The sequence below is a fragment of the Flavobacterium sp. UBA2787 genome, assembly GCA_002352205.1.
Lineage (GTDB): Bacteria > Bacteroidota > Bacteroidia > Flavobacteriales > Flavobacteriaceae > Flavobacterium.
Genome location: DEHZ01000002.1, coordinates 26,887 through 45,769, shown reverse-complemented (window position 1 = coordinate 45,769; position 18,883 = coordinate 26,887). Strand labels below are relative to the sequence as shown.

The 18,883-nt window shown below is 35.1% G+C and carries 14 protein-coding genes; 8 read left to right on the top strand and 6 right to left on the bottom strand.

Annotated features, from left to right (window positions below; translation table 11 throughout):
• Nucleotides 1–66: 66 nt before the first annotated feature.
• From B4N66_RS00620 to B4N66_RS00610, 3 genes are all read right to left on the bottom strand, one after another.
• Nucleotides 67–1,773: a helix-turn-helix domain-containing protein gene (locus tag B4N66_RS00620; RefSeq protein WP_291091695.1), complete on the bottom strand. Its 1,707-nt coding sequence runs from the start codon at nt 1,771–1,773 to the stop codon at nt 67–69.
• 207 nt (nt 1,774–1,980) lie between these two features.
• On the bottom strand, nt 1,981–3,210 hold the full coding sequence (gene odhB / locus B4N66_RS00615; RefSeq protein ID WP_291091693.1) for a 2-oxoglutarate dehydrogenase complex dihydrolipoyllysine-residue succinyltransferase: 1,230 nt from the start codon (nt 3,208–3,210) through the stop codon (nt 1,981–1,983).
• A gap of 201 nt (nt 3,211–3,411) precedes the next feature.
• Nucleotides 3,412–6,183, bottom strand: coding sequence for a 2-oxoglutarate dehydrogenase E1 component (locus tag B4N66_RS00610; RefSeq protein ID WP_291091692.1), 2,772 nt, complete (start codon nt 6,181–6,183; stop codon nt 3,412–3,414).
• A gap of 118 nt (nt 6,184–6,301) precedes the next feature.
• Here B4N66_RS00610 and B4N66_RS00605 point away from each other — a divergent pair, with 118 nt between their 5' ends.
• Nucleotides 6,302–6,847, top strand: a complete 546-nt coding sequence (locus B4N66_RS00605; RefSeq protein ID WP_291091690.1) for a hypothetical protein — start codon at nt 6,302–6,304, stop codon at nt 6,845–6,847.
• Here B4N66_RS00605 and B4N66_RS00600 read toward each other — a convergent pair.
• Both B4N66_RS00600 and B4N66_RS00595 read right to left on the bottom strand, forming a co-directional pair.
• Nucleotides 6,831–7,181 (bottom strand): hypothetical protein, encoded by a 351-nt coding sequence (locus tag B4N66_RS00600; protein WP_291091688.1) that lies wholly within the window; start codon nt 7,179–7,181, stop codon nt 6,831–6,833. The two genes, B4N66_RS00605 and B4N66_RS00600, sit on opposite strands and share 17 nt — an antisense overlap.
• 285 nt (nt 7,182–7,466) lie before the next feature.
• Entirely contained in the window at nt 7,467–8,441 is a 975-nt protein-coding gene (locus tag B4N66_RS00595; protein ID WP_291091686.1) for a polyprenyl synthetase family protein, read from the bottom strand.
• Between the two features lie 185 nt (nt 8,442–8,626).
• Here B4N66_RS00595 and B4N66_RS00590 point away from each other — a divergent pair, with 185 nt between their 5' ends.
• The 5 genes from B4N66_RS00590 to B4N66_RS00570 are packed head-to-tail and all read left to right on the top strand — an operon-like array spanning nt 8,627 to nt 15,902.
• Nucleotides 8,627–9,226, top strand: coding sequence for a TetR/AcrR family transcriptional regulator (locus B4N66_RS00590; protein ID WP_291091684.1), 600 nt, complete (start codon nt 8,627–8,629; stop codon nt 9,224–9,226).
• Between the two features lie 15 nt (nt 9,227–9,241).
• Entirely contained in the window at nt 9,242–10,588 is a 1,347-nt protein-coding gene (locus tag B4N66_RS00585) for a TolC family protein (protein WP_291091683.1), read from the top strand.
• A gap of 28 nt (nt 10,589–10,616) precedes the next feature.
• Nucleotides 10,617–11,783 (top strand): efflux RND transporter periplasmic adaptor subunit, encoded by a 1,167-nt coding sequence (locus tag B4N66_RS00580; RefSeq protein ID WP_291091681.1) that lies wholly within the window; start codon nt 10,617–10,619, stop codon nt 11,781–11,783.
• A 24-nt stretch (nt 11,784–11,807) separates the two neighbouring features.
• The gene (locus B4N66_RS00575; protein ID WP_291091679.1) at nt 11,808–15,278 is read left to right on the top strand and encodes an efflux RND transporter permease subunit; all 3,471 of its coding nucleotides are present in this window, start codon (nt 11,808–11,810) and stop codon (nt 15,276–15,278) included.
• A 54-nt stretch (nt 15,279–15,332) separates the two neighbouring features.
• Complete coding sequence (locus B4N66_RS00570) at nt 15,333–15,902, top strand: hypothetical protein (protein WP_291091677.1); 570 nt, start codon at nt 15,333–15,335, stop codon at nt 15,900–15,902.
• 49 nt (nt 15,903–15,951) lie between these two features.
• On the opposite strand, the gene B4N66_RS00565 is transcribed toward B4N66_RS00570, so the two are convergent.
• A complete protein-coding gene (locus tag B4N66_RS00565; RefSeq protein WP_291091675.1) occupies nt 15,952–16,305 on the bottom strand; it encodes a toxin-antitoxin system YwqK family antitoxin in 354 nt (117 codons plus the stop codon).
• Nucleotides 16,306–16,858: 553 nt separating this feature from the next.
• Here B4N66_RS00565 and aspS point away from each other — a divergent pair.
• Both aspS and B4N66_RS00555 read left to right on the top strand, forming a co-directional pair.
• Nucleotides 16,859–18,610, top strand: coding sequence for an aspartate--tRNA ligase (aspS, locus tag B4N66_RS00560; RefSeq protein ID WP_291091673.1), 1,752 nt, complete (start codon nt 16,859–16,861; stop codon nt 18,608–18,610).
• A gap of 4 nt (nt 18,611–18,614) precedes the next feature.
• Entirely contained in the window at nt 18,615–18,848 is a 234-nt protein-coding gene (locus tag B4N66_RS00555) for a hypothetical protein (RefSeq protein WP_248436691.1), read from the top strand.
• Nucleotides 18,849–18,883 lie beyond the last annotated feature (35 nt).

Here is an 18,883-nt window from a genome sequence, read left to right as displayed (position 1 = left end):
TGTATATTGGACTATTTATAAAAAATCAACTAAAAAAAAGAACTTAAAATAATGAAAAACAAATGCTTAACTTTTATTTTCTAATTTTTCAATATAATAACTTGGGGAAAGACCTGTTTGTTTTTTAAATACGCGAACAAAGGTATTGGCGTCTTTATAACCAACTTCTTCAGCTATAGCTTGTAAAGTATAATTGCGAAAATAAGGAGCATCTTTAAGCTTTTGAAGTACGTATTGTGTTCGCAAATGTTGCGTGTACTCTGAAAAGGTTTTTTGCATAACTTGATTGAAATATTGGGATAAATAAGCCGTATTTGTATTTAATTTTTTAGCCACAAAAGCCAATTTAAAATTGGGGTCTAAATAAGATTCTTTCTGCTCTAATTTTTTTAACCCGGATGAAAATTTTTCAATAAGGTCTTTATCAATTGTTTGCTTCGACTGTAATTCAGGTTTATCAATTGAGATACTAGTAATCTCCGGTTTGTTTGATTCTTTGAGGTCTTGAATAATTTTTAAAAATCGATAATGTTTTTCTTTCTGAAGCTTGTAATAATAATAAAAACCCAAAACAACACTAGCTAACACGATTAAGATACTTATGAGAGAAATTTTAAAGTAATTCTTTGAAGTTATAATTTTTTTTGACTCCTCTTTGATACTGTTTAAATCATAGTTGTGAAGAAAATGTAAGGATTTATTTTTAATGTCTTCTGTTGAGTGAATTAAATCTAAACTTTTCTGAGCATAGAGATAGGCATTTCTATTGTCACTTTTTTTGCTGTAACATTGTGACATAATGTTATATGCCATCAATAAATTTTCTTTTGAAACCTTAGTAATTTCATAACTTTCTATATATTTTTTTGAATAGAAAAGTGCCGAATCAACCTGCTTTAAATGATGAAAACAATCGGCCATTCCTAAATCAAATAATTGCTCTGTTCGCATATTATCTTTAATGACGGGAAATTTATTTCTCATTCTATATAAGGACAATGATTTTACGTAATCGCCCTCCAAAGCAGCACTTTTTGCTTTTCTCATATACAATAATGCTTTTGTATACTCAGGCTCAAAATTGTCTTGTAGTAACATAGTTGCCGCTTCATCAAAAAAGTAATTTGCAGAATCTAACAAAATTGCATTTTTTGACCGGATATAATACGCTTGATAAGCTTCACCCAAGATGTTGTATTTATCAGCAAATAATTTTTTATTCATTGTCTTTTTTTCACCTTTACCTAATTGAAGATGTGGTGAAGTCTTTAATTCTTTTTTCAACAAAGCGATACCATCAGCATAATCCCCCATAGCAACTTTTACTAAGCCATATTGTTCATTAAAAGGGTTATTAGGTACACTTTTTTTGTATTTGTCAAGAAAAAGCAATGCCAAGTCATACTCTCCCAAATTCTTATAAATATAGAAAAGTTTATTGACACACATACCAATCAAATCTTGGTAGACTTTACTTGATTTCGCATACTTACTTTTCTCAATCGTTTTTAAGAGGGCTATGAGCAGTTGTTTAGAATGTGTAAATTCTGATTTGTTATAAAAATAATTCGCCACATAATATTGCCCAAAAAAACCGAACAATTCGTCTTCAGAATCACTTATTTCCAAAGCTTCAGCGTAGGCTTGCTCTGGGTTTGAAATCAGTAATTCTTGAATGTTACGGGTTATTGCTATTTGCGACTCATTTAGCTCCTGAGCAAATACTGATGAGAAAGATAATAGTAGTATTAAAAGATAGGTAAACTTGTTCATCGTGAAAAAACGGGCCGTTCTTCTTAAAAAATTTAGTATGCTAAATTAGATAATAAATTCAAAGTAAATACAAATTATACGAAGAATGATTTTTACTCTTAAAACTTCTTTTTTAAAATCTGATGTTTAGATTTAACATTTTACTATTAAAAAAATATCCCAGTCATAAATTGATGGGATATTTAAATAATATGGAATAAAAAAAATCTACAGCTCCAACGCTTTCTTAGCATTTCCACCCATCAAATGTTCTACTGGGTTTTCTAAAGCTTCTTTTACTGCTACTAAGAAACCAACTGATTCTCTTCCGTCGATTATTCTGTGATCGTATGATAAAGCCACAAACATAACAGGAGCAATTACGATTTGACCGTTTTTAACTACTGCTCTTTCTACCACATTGTGCATTCCAAGAATACCGGATTGTGGTGGGTTGATGATTGGAGTTGATAACATACTCCCAAAAACACCACCATTTGAAATGGTAAATGTTCCTCCAGTCATTTCGTCAACGGTGATTTGACCATCACGGGCACGAATAGCCAAACGTTTGATTTCAGCCTCGACTCCTCTAAAAGAAAGGGTTTCTGCATTTCGCATTACAGGAACCATTAATCCTTTTGGACCGGAAACAGCTACTGAAATATCACAGAAATCATACGTGATTTTCTCCTGACCATCAATCATTGAATTTACGTCAGGATATAGCTGTAATGCTCTTGTTACGGCTTTGGTAAAGAAAGACATAAAGCCTAATCCTAATCCGTGTTTTTCTTTGAAAGCATCTTTATATTCTGCTCTTAAATCGTAAATAGCAGTCATATCAACTTCGTTGAACGTAGTTAACATTGCTGTTTCGTTTTTAGCCGAAACTAATCTCTCGGCTACTTTACGACGCAACATTGATAATTTTGAACGTTCTGAACCACGGTTTCCACCAGTTGGCGTTCCCATAGATGGAACAGCATTTACTGCATCATCTTTTGTGATTCTTCCGCCTTTTCCGGTCCCAACGATATCAGAAGGTTGAATATTTTTTTCGTATAAAATTTTACGAGCTGCCGGTGAAGGTGCTTGTGTTGCATACGTTTTTTCAGGAGTTGGAGCTGCTTTTGGAGCTTCAACTTTTTTCTCTTCTACTTTTGGTGCTTCAGCTACTGGTTTTGCTTCAGCTTTTGGAGCATCACCGCTTGGTTTTGCAGCAGAAGTATCGATTAAACAAACAACGGCTCCAACGGCTACTGCATCGCCTTCTTCAGCCTTTAGCGTGATGATTCCGCTAGCCTCGGCTGGTAATTCTAATGTGGCTTTGTCTGAATCAACCTCAGCAATCGCTTGGTCTTTTTCTACGTAATCGCCATCTTTTACTAACCAAGTTGCGATTTCTACTTCTTTTATAGATTCTCCCGGAGAGGGAACTTTCATTTCTAAAATCATCTTTTTATGTTTTTAATTATGAATTTTAATTTTTTATTGTGTGTTGTTATCTCGTTTTAGCCCTGATAGCAGCGGAAATCCTTTTGCCTTTTTTTGTTAGTTTTTGTTGGCAAAAAAAAAGCGACCTTGGGAGCTCTTTTTTTGACTTACAAAAACAACAAAAAATGGTAAAAGATTGAAGCGGATAGCAGGATTAGCTTCTTATCTAAACAAATTTTTGTCAAATACCATTCTGATTGCATCGGCGTGGCGTCTTCTGTCTCTGGTATGACTTCCGGCGGCTGGTGCTGCATAGGCTTTTAACGACGCTAATCGCCATTTTACCAAGTCAAAATTCATTAACATAAAACTGTATGCTCCCATGTTTTTGGGTTCTTCTTGTGCCCAAACGTAATCGTCTGCGTTGGGATATTTGGCTATTATTTCTTTTAATTGCTCGATTGGTAACGGGAACAATTGCTCGATTCGAACCAAAGCTACGTCATTTCTGCCTAAGTTTTCTCTTTCGGCTAAAATATCGTAGTAGAATTTTCCGGTGCAAAATACGAGTGTTTTTACTTTCTTTTTGTCAACTGAATTGTCGTCGATGGTTTCTTGGAAACTTCCGTTATACAATTCTTCTTTTGTCGATACACATAATGGATGACGCAACAAACTTTTAGGTGAAAACACTACCAACGGTTTGCGGAACTTAGTTTTCATTTGTCTTCGCAACAAGTGGAAAAAGTTGGCAGGCGTTGTACAATCTGCTACATACATATTGTGACGGGCACAAAGTTGCAGGTAACGTTCCATTCTGGCGGAAGAGTGCTCGGCACCTTGACCTTCGTAACCGTGAGGCAATAGCATAACGATTCCGTTTTGGTTGTTCCATTTGTCTTCACCACACGAAATGTATTGGTCAATCATAATTTGGGCACCGTTTGAGAAATCGCCAAATTGTGCTTCCCAAATGGTTAATGCGTTTGGATTGGCTAAGGCATAACCGTAGTCGAAACCTAACACGCCATATTCGGAAAGGAACGAGTTGAACACGCTGAACTTTCCTTTTTTATCTTTTAATCCGTTTAATAAAATTACTTCTTCTTCACTGTCTTCCACTTTTACAACGGCGTGACGGTGCGAGAATGTTCCTCTTTCTACATCTTGACCGGAAATTCTAACATCGAAACCTTCGGTTAATAATGTTCCGTAGGCCAACGTTTCGGCAGTTCCCCAATCGATGGTATCGTTATCGTACATTGTTTTTCTGTCGGTAACAATTTTGCTGATTTTATTGATGAATTTTTTATCAGATGGTAAAGTTGAAATGGATTCAGCAATCACATCCAATTTCTTTTTGTCGAATGTTGTTTTGACTTTTTTCAACATTTCATCGTCCGAAACTTGCTCAAATCCTTCCCATTCATTTTGCATAAATGGTGTGATGATGGTCAATTCTTTTTTGCGGGAAGCTTCTAAGTTTTGATCTAACTTGGCTTTGTAATCGCTTTCAATTTTGTTGATGTAGGTTTGGTCAACAATTCCATCAACAATCAACTTTTCAGCATAAATATCTCTAGGATTTCTATGTTTGGCGATGATTTTGTATAAAACCGGTTGGGTAAAACGTGGTTCATCACCTTCGTTGTGACCGTATTTTCTATACCCTAATAAATCGATAAATACATCGCGACCAAAAGTCATTCTGAAATCTAACGCAAAGAGCATCGCGTGAACTACGGCTTCGGTGTCGTCTGCATTGACGTGAAGCACTGGAGATAATGTCACTTTCGCTACATCCGTACAATAAATAGACGAACGAGCATCGAGGTAATTAGTTGTAAATCCGACTTGGTTGTTTATCACCAAGTGGATTGTTCCTCCGGTTTTATAACCATCTAATTGCGACATTTGAACAATTTCATACACGATTCCTTGTCCGGCCACTGCGGCATCTCCGTGAACGGCGATTGGCAATACTTTTGAGAAATCGTTCGGGAAATATTTGTCTTGCTTTGCTCTGGTAATTCCTTCAATTACCGCACCAACCGTTTCTAAATGCGAAGGGTTTGGAGCCAAATTGATGTTGATGTTTTTACCTGATTTTGTTTTTCTGTCGGCAGTTAAACCTAAATGGTATTTTACGTCGCCGTCAAAATATTCTTTATCGTAATCTTTTCCGTCAAATTCGGAGAAAATGTCTTGGGTTGGTTTGCCAAAAATGTTGGCTAAGATATTCAAACGACCACGGTGAGCCATTCCCATCACAAATTGCTCAACGCCTTTTTCGGCAGCAGATTCAATTAATGCGTCTAACGCTGGGATGATGCTCTCTCCTCCTTCTAATGAAAAACGTTTTTGACCTACATATTTAGTATGTAAAAAGTTTTCGAAAGAAACGGCTTCGTTTAATTTATTAAGAATATGCTTTTTCTCATCTCCGGAGAAATTAGGTAAATTATCATTGATGTTTAATCGTCTTTGAATCCACTCGATTACTTCCGGTTTACGAATGTACATGTATTCAATTCCGATGGATTGGCAATAGACATTGTCAAGATGTTTAACAATTTCACGCAATGGTTTAGGTTCGTGACCCAATACTTTGGCGGCATCAAAAACAGTTTCTAAGTCTGATGATGCTAATCCGAAATTTTCTAAAGCTAAGGTTGGAGCATACACTCTTCGCTCACGAACAGGATTGGTTTTGGTGAATAAATGACCACGCGTTCTGTAGGCATCAATTAATTTTAGAACATTAAATTCTTTTTGTAATTTATCAGAAACGAGACTACAGTCTTGATTTCCGGCAGAAAAATCGGCCAATTGGGTAACGGCTTCATTGTCGCTTGCAGATTCTAAACCAAAATCAAACCCTTGAAAAAAGGCTCTCCAACTTGGTTCAACAGCATCCGGATTAACGGTATATTGTTCGTAAAGATCTGCAAAAAATTGTGTGTGTGCTGCGTTTAAAAAGGAAAACCTATCCATAATTAGTAGTAATAAACCTTATTTGTTAAAAATAGTTTTGCAAAAGTACAATATTTGCAATAATCTTTTATCTATTTTTACATACTTTTATGTTTTTAATTGCTAAAATGATATAGAGATGAAATATGCTGTAAAACTTACAATTTTTAGTTTCTTTTTGTCTGCATTTTTTAATTCGGAAAATGCTTTTTGTCAAGAAAATAATAGTCTTTCTCAAAACCAAAAAAGTGAATTTTGGTCAAAAGTTCGTTTTGGAGGCGGAATAGGTTTGGCTATTGGAAACAACTATACTGATATTACACTGGCTCCCGGAGCGATTTATGATTTTAACCAATACATTAGTCTTGGCTTTGGAGTGCAAGGAAGTTATGTAAAGCAAAAGAACTTTTTTGAATCGTATATTTATGGTGCGAGTATGATTGTGTTGGGAAATCCAATTCCGGAAATTCAGTTATCTGCTGAATTGGAGCAACTTCGAGTGAACACGACTTATAAAGACAATTTTGGTTCTTTGAAAGATAATTTTTGGAACACCGGATTATTTTTAGGTGTTGGTTATCAAACGAATAATGTAACAATTGGTCTTCGTTATAATGTGTTGCACAACGACAATCGAAATGTGTATTCTGAGGCTTGGATGCCGTTTGTTAGAGTCTATTTCTAAACCAAACCTTTTGCCATTCTCTTTTTAAAATTAAGAACGCCACTTGTTCAGCCAATTCGGCAATGTCATCTCCATTGAGTTTTTTGACTTCATCTTCGGAAACATCGATGATGTAGAGTAAATTTAAATATTCGGCAAATTTGTATTGAATAAGTCGATATACTTTTTCGTGCAATTGAATTTTTAATTCGTTTGACGAAGTGCTTAACGGAAAATCAACCGGTTCGTTTGCAAAATTGAAATCTTTGTTGAGTTGTTCAATGAGTTTGAGGTAAAGATTTTCTTTTTCTGCTTCGGTTAGAAGATGGTCGGTTGATGTTGGGATGGGATACATTTGATTAACGATTGTTGATTTTTGATTTTTAATTGCACACGGATTGGTGGGATTTAATGGATGTTCGCTGATTTTTTTGTTCGCAGGCGAAAATGGATTTGGATGGATTTTTTCTGTTTACTTTTTATTTTATAATGACTCCTTTACTATCAACTCCTAACTGAAAAACTAAAAACTCACAACTCTAGACTGAAAACTGCCTCCTTAAGAGGAGATTCCTATTTCGACTTCGTCATCTTGCGGAATGACAAAGAACCCGAAACCCGCAACTTTCAAACCCGCAACTTACACATCTCGCTTCATCAACTTCTCGCCAAACGCTCTCAAAACCATTTTTTTATCTTCGCCAATTTGCATTTTGGTTAAGGTTTCAAAGGCTTTCATCGTATAATTTTCAATTGCTTTTTGTGTGGCTTTTGAAGCTCCGGTAAGATTGAAAAATTCTTTTACAGATTCAATCTTTTCGGAATTATCATTGGGTTGAATGGAATATAAATGCAACAATTGCTCACGTTCATCTGCTTTTGCAAATTCCATTGCTTTAAGGTAAAGATAGGTTTTTTTGTTTTCGATAATATCGCCACCCACTTGTTTACCAAAAGTCTCCGGATTTCCAAAACAATCTAAATAATCGTCTTGCAATTGAAAGGCGATGCCCAAATTCAAGCCGAAATCATAAATTAAATTGGAATTTTCTTCTGATGTTTCGGCAATAATCGCTCCCATTTTCATTGCAGCTCCTACCAAAACAGCGGTTTTAAATTCAATCATTTTTAAATATTCGGGAATGGAAACATCGTCTCTGGTTTCAAAATCAACATCGTATTGCTGACCTTCGCAAACTTGCAAAGCCGTTTTGCTGAATAATTTTGCTAAAGCTCTAAAGATTGTTGGTTCATAACTTTCAAAATATTGATAAGCCAAAATCAACATGGCATCTCCTGATAAAATTCCGGTGTTTAGATTCCATTTTTCGTGGACGGTTTCTTTTCCTCTTCTTAATGGAGCATCGTCCATAATATCATCGTGAACTAACGAAAAATTATGAAAAACCTCCACGGCCGTTGCCGCAGAAAGTGCTTTTTTAAAATCGGCATCAAAAATCTCAGCTGCCATTAAGGTCAAAACCGGACGCATTCTTTTTCCGCCCAAACGCAAAATATAATCTATTGGTTCATACAGATTTTTTGGTTCTTTTAAAATGTTCTGATTTTCTAAATGAGCAAGAAAATGTTCTTGATAAACCGCAATAGAATGCATTGATGAAAAATTTTTAGTTTAATGGAATACAAAGAAAACCAAAAAAAACCGAATGCAGAAACCTGACGAATAATTACATCCAAAACAAATGTTAAATAATTGTAAATACTTTGGAAACTATTTTGGTGTTAAAAGTTTCCGTTATACATTTGCGGCGAATTTTAGACATAAAAATCAACATCATAATGCAAGAACAAATAATTGAAAAAGCAACGGAAATGTATTTAACGCTAGGTTTTAAAAGTGTTACAATGGATGACATTGCCAATGAAATGGGGATTTCAAAAAAAACGATTTACCAGCATTTTGCCAACAAAAATGATTTGGTGGAAGCGGTGACCATGCAAATGTTTGATTCTATATCGTGTGGTATAGACCAAATTTGTCAACCGGACAAAAATGCAATTGAAGAGTTATTTGAAATTAAAGATTTTGTTTTACATAAATTAAAGGATGAAAAAGCTTCGCCCATTTTTCAGTTGCAAAAATATTTTCCAAAAATCTATAAAACTTTACATGGGAAGGAATATTGCAAAATGCAAGATTGCGTTGTAACCAATCTTAAAAAAGGAGTTGAAACGGGCCTTTACCGACCGGAAATAGACATTGAATTCATCAGTAAAATATACTATTCCTGTGTTCATGCTTTAAAAGATAAAAATGTCTTTTCGGATGAATCATACAATTTTAGGATGATGGAAGAATTATACCTCGACTATCATGTGCGTGCCATTTCAACCACCAAAGGACTCCAAGTTTTAGAAAAAATAACCAATAAATCATAATCATCAATCTATACTATGAAGAAATTATCACTCTTCCTCTTGCTCGCTTGTTTAGGTATGCAGGCACAAGAAACAAAAAAAAGCTACTCGTTTTCGCTTCAGCAGGCGATTGATCACGCTTTACAATATAATTACACGGCCATTAATTCCGGTCGTGACATTGAAGCGGCCAAAAAGAAAAAATGGGAAACTACCGCTGCGGGTTTACCACAAATTAACGCCGGTTTAGATTATGCAAATAATTTTAAGCTTCAAACACAAGCTGTATCAGGTAATTTATTTGATCCAGATGGCGATCCAAACCAAATTTCAACATTTGCGTTTGGCACCAAGCATTCTATGGTAGCCCGCTCAACTTTGAGTCAATTGATTTTTGACGGTTCCTATATTGTGGCACTTCAAGCTTCAAAAACGTATTTGCAATATTATGAAAGTTCAAAGAAGAAAACCGATTTGGAAATTCGTGAAATGATTATCAATTCGTATGGAAATGTGTTATTAGCAGAAGAGAATATTGCAATTTTAGAAAAGAATAAAGCAACCTTGGATAAAACCTTATTTGATACTGAACAAACCTTCAAAAACGGTTTAATTGAAGAAGAAAATGTGGAACAACTAAAAATTACACTTTCCAGTATTAACAGCAGTTTGAATTATACTAAAAGATTAAAGGACATTTCGTATAATATGCTTAAAATCAATTTAGGAATTGAATTGGAAGAGGATCTTTCTTTAACAGACAAATTAGAAAACCTGACTGCTTCCAATTTAGACATGGCTTTAACCGGTTCATCGTTCGAAGTAAAAAACAGTATTGATTATGCTCTTTCAACAAATTTTGTAGAGCAAAGAACCCTTGAAATGAAGTTAGAAAAAAGCAAGTTTTTACCCTCACTTTCAGCTAATTTGAATTTCGGGTACAATGCTTTTGGTGATCAATTTGAGTTTTTTACTCAAAATCAAAGATGGTTCAACTATTCCAATTTAGGTGTTGGTTTAAACGTACCTATTTTTAGCAGTTTTGGTAAAAACGCAAAAGTACAACAATCAAAAATTGCATTAGAGCAAGCACAAACGCAGTTGACTGAGACCGAACAACGCTTGAAACTTCAATACCAAAATGCCAAAAGCGATTATGAATACAGCGTAGAACAATATTTCAGTTCAAAAGAAAATTTATCCTTAGCCGAACGTATTGAGAAAAAACAACAAGTGAAATTTACGGAAGGTATTTCAACCAGTTTTGATTTTACGGATGCTCAACGTCAATTATATTCAGCTCAACAAAGCTACCTTCAATCGATGGTAGATGTCATCAGTAGAAAAGCAGCTTTGGAAAAAGCAATCGGACAAACAAAATAAATCAATCAAAATTCAATCTATATATAACATGAAAAAAATTCTATACTTAGTTACTTTTTCACTTTTACTTTCGGCTTGTTCAGGCGAAAAAAGTGATGTAAACGTGGATGATGTTGTTAAATCAAAAGATTTAAATCAAATCAAATCATCCAGAGAAATCGTTCATAAAGAATATGAAAAATTAGTGGCCGATTTAGCAAAATTAGACAAAGCTATCGCCGAATTAGATCCGAACAAAAAAAATCCGTTAGTAAAAACAGTTACTTTAAAAGACTCTTTGTTTACACATTACATCGAAATTCAGGGAAATGTGGATACGAAAGAAAACATCGTAATTAGTCCAGAATATTCAGGAATTCTAACGCAAGTTTATGTGAAAGCCGGTCAAAAAGTTTCAAAAGGACAAATTTTGGGCAGAATAGACGATGGCGGAATGGGTTCTCAATTGGCTCAAGCTGAAACACAATTAGCTTTAGCAAAAACTACTTTTGAAAGACAAAAAAATCTTTGGGATCAAAAAATTGGTTCGGAAATTCAGTTTTTACAAGCTAAAACTTCATTAGAAAGTCAACAAAAAGCAGTGGCTCAAATCAAATCACAATTAAACAAAACCAACGTGGTTGCTCCATTCTCTGGAACAATTGATGAAGTGATTACCGAAAGAGGAAAAGTTGTTTCTCCCGGGATGGAATTGTTTAGAATTGTGAATTTAAGTAACATGTATGTGAGTGCAAATGTGCCGGAAAATTACATCAGCCAATTAAAAGTGGGTGCTGTTGTAGAAGTGTATTTGAATTCATTAGGAAAAACATACCAAGGAAAAGTACGTCAAGTGGGCAATTACATCAACCCAAATAACCGAACATTCGGAATTGAAATTGCCCTCCCAAATCCGGATAATTTATTGAGACCGAATCAAGTTGCAGTGTTGAAAATTGAAGATTATAAAAACCCAAAAGCATTATTGCTTCCTGAAAACATCATTCAGGAAAATGCTGAAGGAAAGAAAATTGTTTACACAGTTGCGAATGTTGACAGCAAAAACAATGCTAAAGCAGTTCAAAAAACAGTAGAATTAGGTTATACAACCGGTGCTTTTGTTGAAATAAAATCAGGCCTAGAACCCGGAGAAATGGTGGTTACTGATGGTGCAAAATCATTGAAAGACGGCATCACTGTTGAAGTTATCAAATAAATAAACTCATAAAACAAACCTCTGATGAGTAAGATAAATAAAGAATTTGCCATTTCAACGTGGGCAATTAACAATAAAATGACGGTTTATGTCATCACAGCCATACTATTGATTGGTGGATTGATGTCGTATTATTCAATGCCGAGAGAGAGTTTTCCCGAAATTATTGAAACTAAAATTTATGTTAGTTCGATAAATCCGGGGAATTCGGCTGAAGATGTAGAGAAACTGATAACCAAACCTTTGGAAGAAGAATTCAACAATATTTCGGGTGTAACAAAAATCACATCCAATACATTGGAAGATTATTCCATGATTTTGGTTGAATTTGACGAAGATATTTCAGTTGAAGATGCCAAACAAAAGGTAAAAGACAAGGTCGACCTTGTAAAATCTGATACTGAATGGCCAACAATCGACGGCGGTGGAAAAGTAGAACCAAACGTTTTTGATTTGAATATTGCCGAAGAAGTTCCGATTTTGAACATCAATATTACAGGCGATTTTTCATCAGAAAAACTGAAAGAATATGCTGAATATTTAGAAGATCAAATCGAAAGACTTCCGCAAATTAAAGAAGCGGCCATTCGTGGTGCGGAAGATAAAGAGGTTGAAATTGCGGTTGATATGTATAAAATGTCTTCTGCAAAAGTAAGTTTTGACGACATTATCAATTCGGTGAAATATGAAAACAAAACCGTTTCCGGTGGAGGCGTTTCCAACAACGGAATTAAGAAAAATATCCGTGTAATTGGTGAAATCGAAAAACCGTCTGATTTAGAAAACATCATCGTTAAAAAACAAGATGGAAATGTTTACTTAAAAGATATTGCGACCATTACTTTCCAAGAAAAAGAACGAACAACTTTTGCAAGAGATTATGGTAAGCCCGTTGTGATGCTCGACATTAAAAAAAGAAGTGGTAAAAATATGGTGGAGGCCGTTGATGGTGTAAAAACAATTATCGACAAAGCCAAAGAAAATTACTTTCCGGAAGGATTAACCATTACTTACGCAAACGATCAATCTACCCGAACCATTGCCCAAGTAGATGATTTGGTGAACAATATCATTTTTGGGGTAATTCTTGTTATTGGTGTTTTGATGTTTTTCTTAGGATTTAGAAATGCATTATTTGTTGGTTTTGCTATTCCGCTTTCGATGTTCATGTCGTATATGATTTTGGCTTCTTTCGGGATTACACTGAATACTATGGTACTTTTCGGACTCGTTATGGGACTTGGAATGTTGGTGGATAACGGAATCGTTGTGGTGGAAAACGTTTACACATTAATGAGCGAAGGAAAATCCAGAAAACAAGCCGCTATTGAAGGTATTGGCGAAATTGCGTGGCCAATTATCGCATCCACTGCAACCACATTGGCAGCCTTTTTCCCATTAGGATTATGGCCCGGAACGATGGGGAAATTTATGATTTATTTTCCGATGACATTGTCCGTGGTATTATTTTCTTCTTTGTTTGTGGCGTTAGTTATCAATGCGATGCTAACTTCCGATTTCATGAAATTGAAAGAAGAAGAAATGAGTAAAAAATCACTCATCAAATTAAGTGGATTAGTGGGCGGAATTGGATTAGTTATGCTTATTTCAGGATTTATTTCAGAATCCGGCGGATTAAAAGGTCTTGGAAACTTGATGCTTTTCTTCGCCATCATGTTATGGATTTACAAATATTTTCTGGTTGGAGCACAAGATTATTTTCAACGAATCATCTTAGTTTGGCTTGAAAATAAATACCGTAATTTTTTACAATTTGCGTTAGGCGGAAGAAAACCTTGGGCATTTTTTCTTGGAACATTTGGTTTATTGATTTTATCATTTGTAGCAGTTGGAATTGCTAAACCAAATGTGTTGTTCTTTCCTGAAAATCAACCGAATCAAATTATGGTTTACATTGAATTTCCTGAAGGAACAGACATCAAAAAAACCAATGAATTTACGAAAGAAATAGAGCAAAAAGTATACGCCATTGCCAATAAATATGTAGAAGACGGCGATAATTATATGGTAGAAAGTGCCATTGGCCAAGTAGGTCAAGGTGCCGGAAATCCGCAAACGGAAGGTGGTGCTCAAAACGATATGCCAAATCGTGGAAAAGTAACATTAACAATGCGGGAATTCAAATACCGTAAAGGTTTAAACAGTTTGGATGTGATGGAAGAAATCCGTTCGGCTGTGCAAGGTTATGCCGGCGTTTCGGTCATTGTAGAAAAAGAGCAAAACGGTCCGCCTGCCGGATATCCTGTAAACATCGAAATTTCTGGAGAAGATTATGATGCGATGTTGATGGAAGCCAAAAAAATGAAAAGTTTTATTGACGGAAAAAATATCGCCGGAATTGAAGAACTTAAAATTGATGTAAATAAAGAAAAACCAGGTGTTGATGTAACCGTTGATTTGGATAAAGCCGGTCAACTCGGAATTACGTCTGGTCAAGTGGGTCAAACATTGCGAAGAGCTATTTTTGGTGAGAAAATCTCAACTTACAAAGACGGTAAAGACGATTTCGAAATCAATGTTCGTTTACCGGAAGCTCAACGAAATGACAATAACATCATTTACAATCAACCGATAACATTTAGAGATCAGGCTTCAGGAAAATTAGTTCAAGTTCCGATTTCATCCATTACTTCTAATCAGAATTCTACCACTTTTAATACGATAAAAAGAAAGAATTTAAAACGAATTATTACCGTTTATTCTAATGTTGTTACCGGTTATAATGGTAATGAAATCGTAGAAAAAATTAAAAAAGAATTAGAAGATTACGAAATAGGAAAAGACATTAATTTCTCTTTCACCGGAGAACAAGAAGAGCAATCGAAAAATATGAGTTTCTTGGTGAATGCTTTATTAATTGCGTTGGGCGGAATCATTTTAATCTTGGTTGCTCAATTTAACTCAGTTTCTAAACCAATTATTATTATGGTTTCGGTTTTACTAAGTTTTGGTGGTGTATTTTTTGGAATGGCTTTCTTTGGTGACGATTTTGTCATCATTATGACGATGATGGGAATTATTTCGTTGGCCGGAATTGTTGTAAATAATGCTATTGTTTTGATTGATTACACCCAATTACTTATCGATAGAAAATTAAATGAAAAAGGGTTAGATGAAGACGGCTTACTAAACAAACAAGAATATTTAGATGTAATTGTTGAAGGTGGACGTTCTCGTTTAAGACCGGTTTTATTAACCGCAATTACCACCGTTTTAGGATTAGTTCCGTTAGCAATGGGATTGAACGTTGACTTTTTTGGATTATTTATTGATTACAACCCAAACATTTATATGGGAGGTGATAACGTAATTTTCTGGGGTCCATTGGCCAAAACCGTAATCTACGGATTAATTTTTGCCACTTTCCTTACTTTAGTAATTGTTCCGGTGATGTTCTATTTACTACATAAAGGAAAAATCAAAGTAAAAAAGAAAAAGAAGAAAAAACTAGATTTAAATACCGAAACAAATTAACCAATTAAACCACGTGAAAGCGTGGTTTTTTTTTATCTTGCATAAAATTTTCAAATGAAAACAATCAGAATTAGTTGCTATATTTTAATTTCCTTTGTGATGGTAAGTTGTGCCAATGAAGAAATTCAATCCATCAAAATTAAAGGACAATACGAAATTGAGTTACCCAAAACACTTTCCAAAGCAGATAATTTGCATGAAGATGCTTCGCTGCAATACCAAAATATCCTCAATGAATTTTATACGATTGTAATTGATGAACCAATTTCCGATTTCAATGATTTAGTGACTCAAGATGAATATTTAGCAGAAAGTTACAAGCCAAATTTAACCGGATATTCTAATTTACTAAAAGATAATTTATCCGTTAGTATTAAAAATGGAAAGTTCTCCAACTTTGAAGACACCAAAATCAACGGAATGGATGCAAAACTCATGAACGTGAGCGGAACTGTTGATAATATTGACATTTATTATCAATTTGGATTTGTGAAAGGAAAAGATCGATACTATCAAATCGTCAACTGGACAGAACTAAAAAGTAAAAAAGAACATTCAAAAGCAATGGAAAAAATCATTTCATCCTTCAAAGAATTAAATCGTTCCAAAAAGAAAATAGAATAAAAAAAGAGCTTCAATTATGAAGCTCTTTTAAGGTTGAGTTTAGGTATAGTTAATTTTTGTTCACTTGTACAATAGCACCTTGCGACCATTTTTTCACTTGTGCAATTCTACTGTCAGAATAATCTACTTCAGTTAAATCAGCTCCGGTCCAAAAGAACCATTTGCCAATTTTCATTCCGTTTTGATATTGACCCATGGCCACTTTATTTCCGCTTTCATCATACGAAACCCATTGTCCGTGCACTTTTCCATCTTTATAAAAACCTTCTTGTTGCACTTGACCATTATCGTGATAAAAAGTTGATTTAACCATTTGGTCAACCACTTCGTGTTTTGCATTATCATCTTGAGCAAATAATGCTCCTGAAACTACCAGCATTGCTGCAATAAATAACTTTTTCATACTCTTTAATTTTTAGCAGGTTAACAATTACAAAACAAATGTACACAAAAGTTTACATTAAAAAAACTTTTTGGTAACAATTTGGTAACATTAGATAAAAACTTAACATTGGAAATTGGTGATGGGTAATCGATAAAAGGTAAACGGAACTTCAAAAATTCTAAAGATTCTGCGAGAAAACTATCCGCAAACCAAGAAATCCGCTTCAATCCATTTTCGCTTGCGAACAAATAAATCAGCGTAAATCCATTTAGTCCACCTAATCCGTGTTCCATTAAAATAAGTTTAGAGTTGGCAGTTTGGAGTTAGGAGTAAAAGTTGTTATAAAAAAGTAAGCAGAATAAAATCCATCCAAATCCATTCTCGCTTGCGAACAAAGAAATCAGCTTAAATCCATTTAATCCATCTAATACGTGTTCTATTTTGATAAAGATTTGAAACAAATCATATTCACTCAACCCCTTTACCAATCACCTATCACCTTTTACCCTAAAAAAATCAAAATTCTTCAAACAAAATAGTACTTTTGCAACTCAAAAAATTTCGAATCAAAATGTACAGAAGTCATACTTGCGGAGAATTAAACAGTTCGCACATCAATACAGAAGTTACCTTAGCCGGATGGGTGCAAAAATCACGTGATAAAGGATTTATGAATTGGGTCGATTTACGCGATCGTTACGGAATCACTCAATTAATATTTGATGAAAGCCGAACCGAAAAATCGGTTTTTGAAGCATCAAAATCACTCGGAAGAGAATTCGTGATTCAAGTAAAAGGAACCGTAATCGAACGCGAGGCAAAAAATAAAAACATTCCAACCGGAGAAATTGAAATCTTAGTTTCTGAATTAACGATTTTAAATGCAGCTCAACTTCCTCCTTTCACCATTGAAGATGAAACTGATGGTGGCGAAGACATTCGAATGAAATACCGCTATTTAGATATCCGAAGAAATCCGGTAAAAAACTCCTTGATTTTCCGTCATAAAGTATCGATGGAAGTACGCAATTATTTGTCTAAACAAGGTTTTTGCGAAATAGAAACACCTTATTTAATCAAATCTACTCCCGAAGGAGCAAGAGATTTTGTCGTTCCAAGTCGCATGAACGAAGGACAATTTTATGCTTTACCTCAATCGCCACAAACCTTCAAACAATTGTTGATGGTAGGCGGAATGGATAAATATTTTCAAATCGTAAAATGTTTTAGAGACGAAGATTTGCGTGCCGACCGTCAACCGGAATTCACACAAATCGATTGCGAAATGGCATTCGTGGAACAAGAAGATATTTTAAATGTTTTTGAAGGATTGACTCGTCATTTATTAAAAGAAATCAAAGGCGTTGAAGTAGATAAATTCCCAAGAATTACCTACGACTATGCAATGAAAACCTACGGAAACGACAAACCGGATATTCGTTTTGACATGAAATTCGGAGAGCTAAACGCAGTAGCTCAAAACAAAGATTTTCCGGTATTTAATTCGGCCGAATTAATAGTCGGAATTGCCGTTCCCGGCTGTGCCTCCTATTCCAGAAAAGAAATTGATGCGTTGATTGATTGGATCAAACGTCCGCAAATTGGTGCTACCGGAATGGTCTATGTAAAATACGAATTGGACGGAAGTCTAAAATCCTCCGTAGATAAATTTTATGACGAAGCCGATTTAAAAAAATGGGCCGAAATCACCAACGCCAAACCCGGCGATTTAATTCTAATTCTTTCCGGAAAAGCCGACAAAACCAGAACACAATTATCGGCACTTCGTATGGAAGTTGCCACTCGTTTAGGCTTGCGAAAACCGGACGAATTTGCTCCACTTTGGGTAGTCGATTTTCCGTTATTGGAATGGGATGAAGATTCGCAACGCTACCACGCCATGCACCATCCGTTCACTTCGCCAAAACCGGAAGATATGAAACTGATCGAAACCGAACCCGGAAAAGTGCGTGCCAACGCCTACGATATGGTGTTAAACGGAAACGAAATCGGTGGTGGTTCCATCCGTATTCACGACCGTGATTTACAAAGTAGAATGTTCTCGTTGTTAGGATTTTCTCCCGAACAAGCCGAAAACCAATTCGGATTTTTAATGAACGCTTTCCAATTCGGAGCACCGCCACACGGAGGTTTAGCTTTCGGATTAGACCGTTTGGTGGCTATTTTAGGTGGACAAGAAACCATTCGTGACTTCATCGCTTTCCCAAAAAACAACAGCGGTCGCGATGTGATGATTGATGCTCCATCCACAATCGACGAAGCACAATTAAACGAATTACACATCAAATTAAACCTAAAATAAAACCATGAAATACGTCATTCGCATCCTGTTTTTTATCGTTTTAGCCTTTATTGGCTACGGATTTTACATCAAAAACACAATCGGAGACGAAGGCGATAAATGGGTTGGTATCGGTGTATTAATCAGTGCATTAGTGCTCATGCCTGTTTTTTTATGGCATCGCTATAAAAACAAGAAATTAGAAGACTATATGTTTAAATTCGATAAAAAAAACGAGGAAAATACTGAAAATCAATAATTTTCACAAAAAAGTAACATTGTTTTAACATTCGT

Excerpts from the sequence above, each read along its gene's own strand:
- B4N66_RS00620 (WP_291091695.1), bottom strand. The coding sequence starts at position 1,773 with ATGAACAAGTTTACCTATCTTTTAATACTACTATTATCTTTCTCATCA.
- odhB (WP_291091693.1), bottom strand. The coding sequence starts at position 3,210 with ATGATTTTAGAAATGAAAGTTCCCTCTCCGGGAGAATCTATAAAAGAA.
- B4N66_RS00610 (WP_291091692.1), bottom strand. The coding sequence starts at position 6,183 with ATGGATAGGTTTTCCTTTTTAAACGCAGCACACACACAATTTTTTGCA.
- B4N66_RS00605 (WP_291091690.1), top strand. The coding sequence starts at position 6,302 with ATGAAATATGCTGTAAAACTTACAATTTTTAGTTTCTTTTTGTCTGCA.
- B4N66_RS00600 (WP_291091688.1), bottom strand. The coding sequence starts at position 7,181 with ATGTATCCCATCCCAACATCAACCGACCATCTTCTAACCGAAGCAGAA.
- B4N66_RS00595 (WP_291091686.1), bottom strand. The coding sequence starts at position 8,441 with ATGCATTCTATTGCGGTTTATCAAGAACATTTTCTTGCTCATTTAGAA.
- B4N66_RS00590 (WP_291091684.1), top strand. The coding sequence starts at position 8,627 with ATGCAAGAACAAATAATTGAAAAAGCAACGGAAATGTATTTAACGCTA.
- B4N66_RS00585 (WP_291091683.1), top strand. The coding sequence starts at position 9,242 with ATGAAGAAATTATCACTCTTCCTCTTGCTCGCTTGTTTAGGTATGCAG.
- B4N66_RS00580 (WP_291091681.1), top strand. The coding sequence starts at position 10,617 with ATGAAAAAAATTCTATACTTAGTTACTTTTTCACTTTTACTTTCGGCT.
- B4N66_RS00575 (WP_291091679.1), top strand. The coding sequence starts at position 11,808 with ATGAGTAAGATAAATAAAGAATTTGCCATTTCAACGTGGGCAATTAAC.
- B4N66_RS00570 (WP_291091677.1), top strand. The coding sequence starts at position 15,333 with ATGAAAACAATCAGAATTAGTTGCTATATTTTAATTTCCTTTGTGATG.
- B4N66_RS00565 (WP_291091675.1), bottom strand. The coding sequence starts at position 16,305 with ATGAAAAAGTTATTTATTGCAGCAATGCTGGTAGTTTCAGGAGCATTA.
- aspS (WP_291091673.1), top strand. The coding sequence starts at position 16,859 with ATGTACAGAAGTCATACTTGCGGAGAATTAAACAGTTCGCACATCAAT.
- B4N66_RS00555 (WP_248436691.1), top strand. The coding sequence starts at position 18,615 with ATGAAATACGTCATTCGCATCCTGTTTTTTATCGTTTTAGCCTTTATT.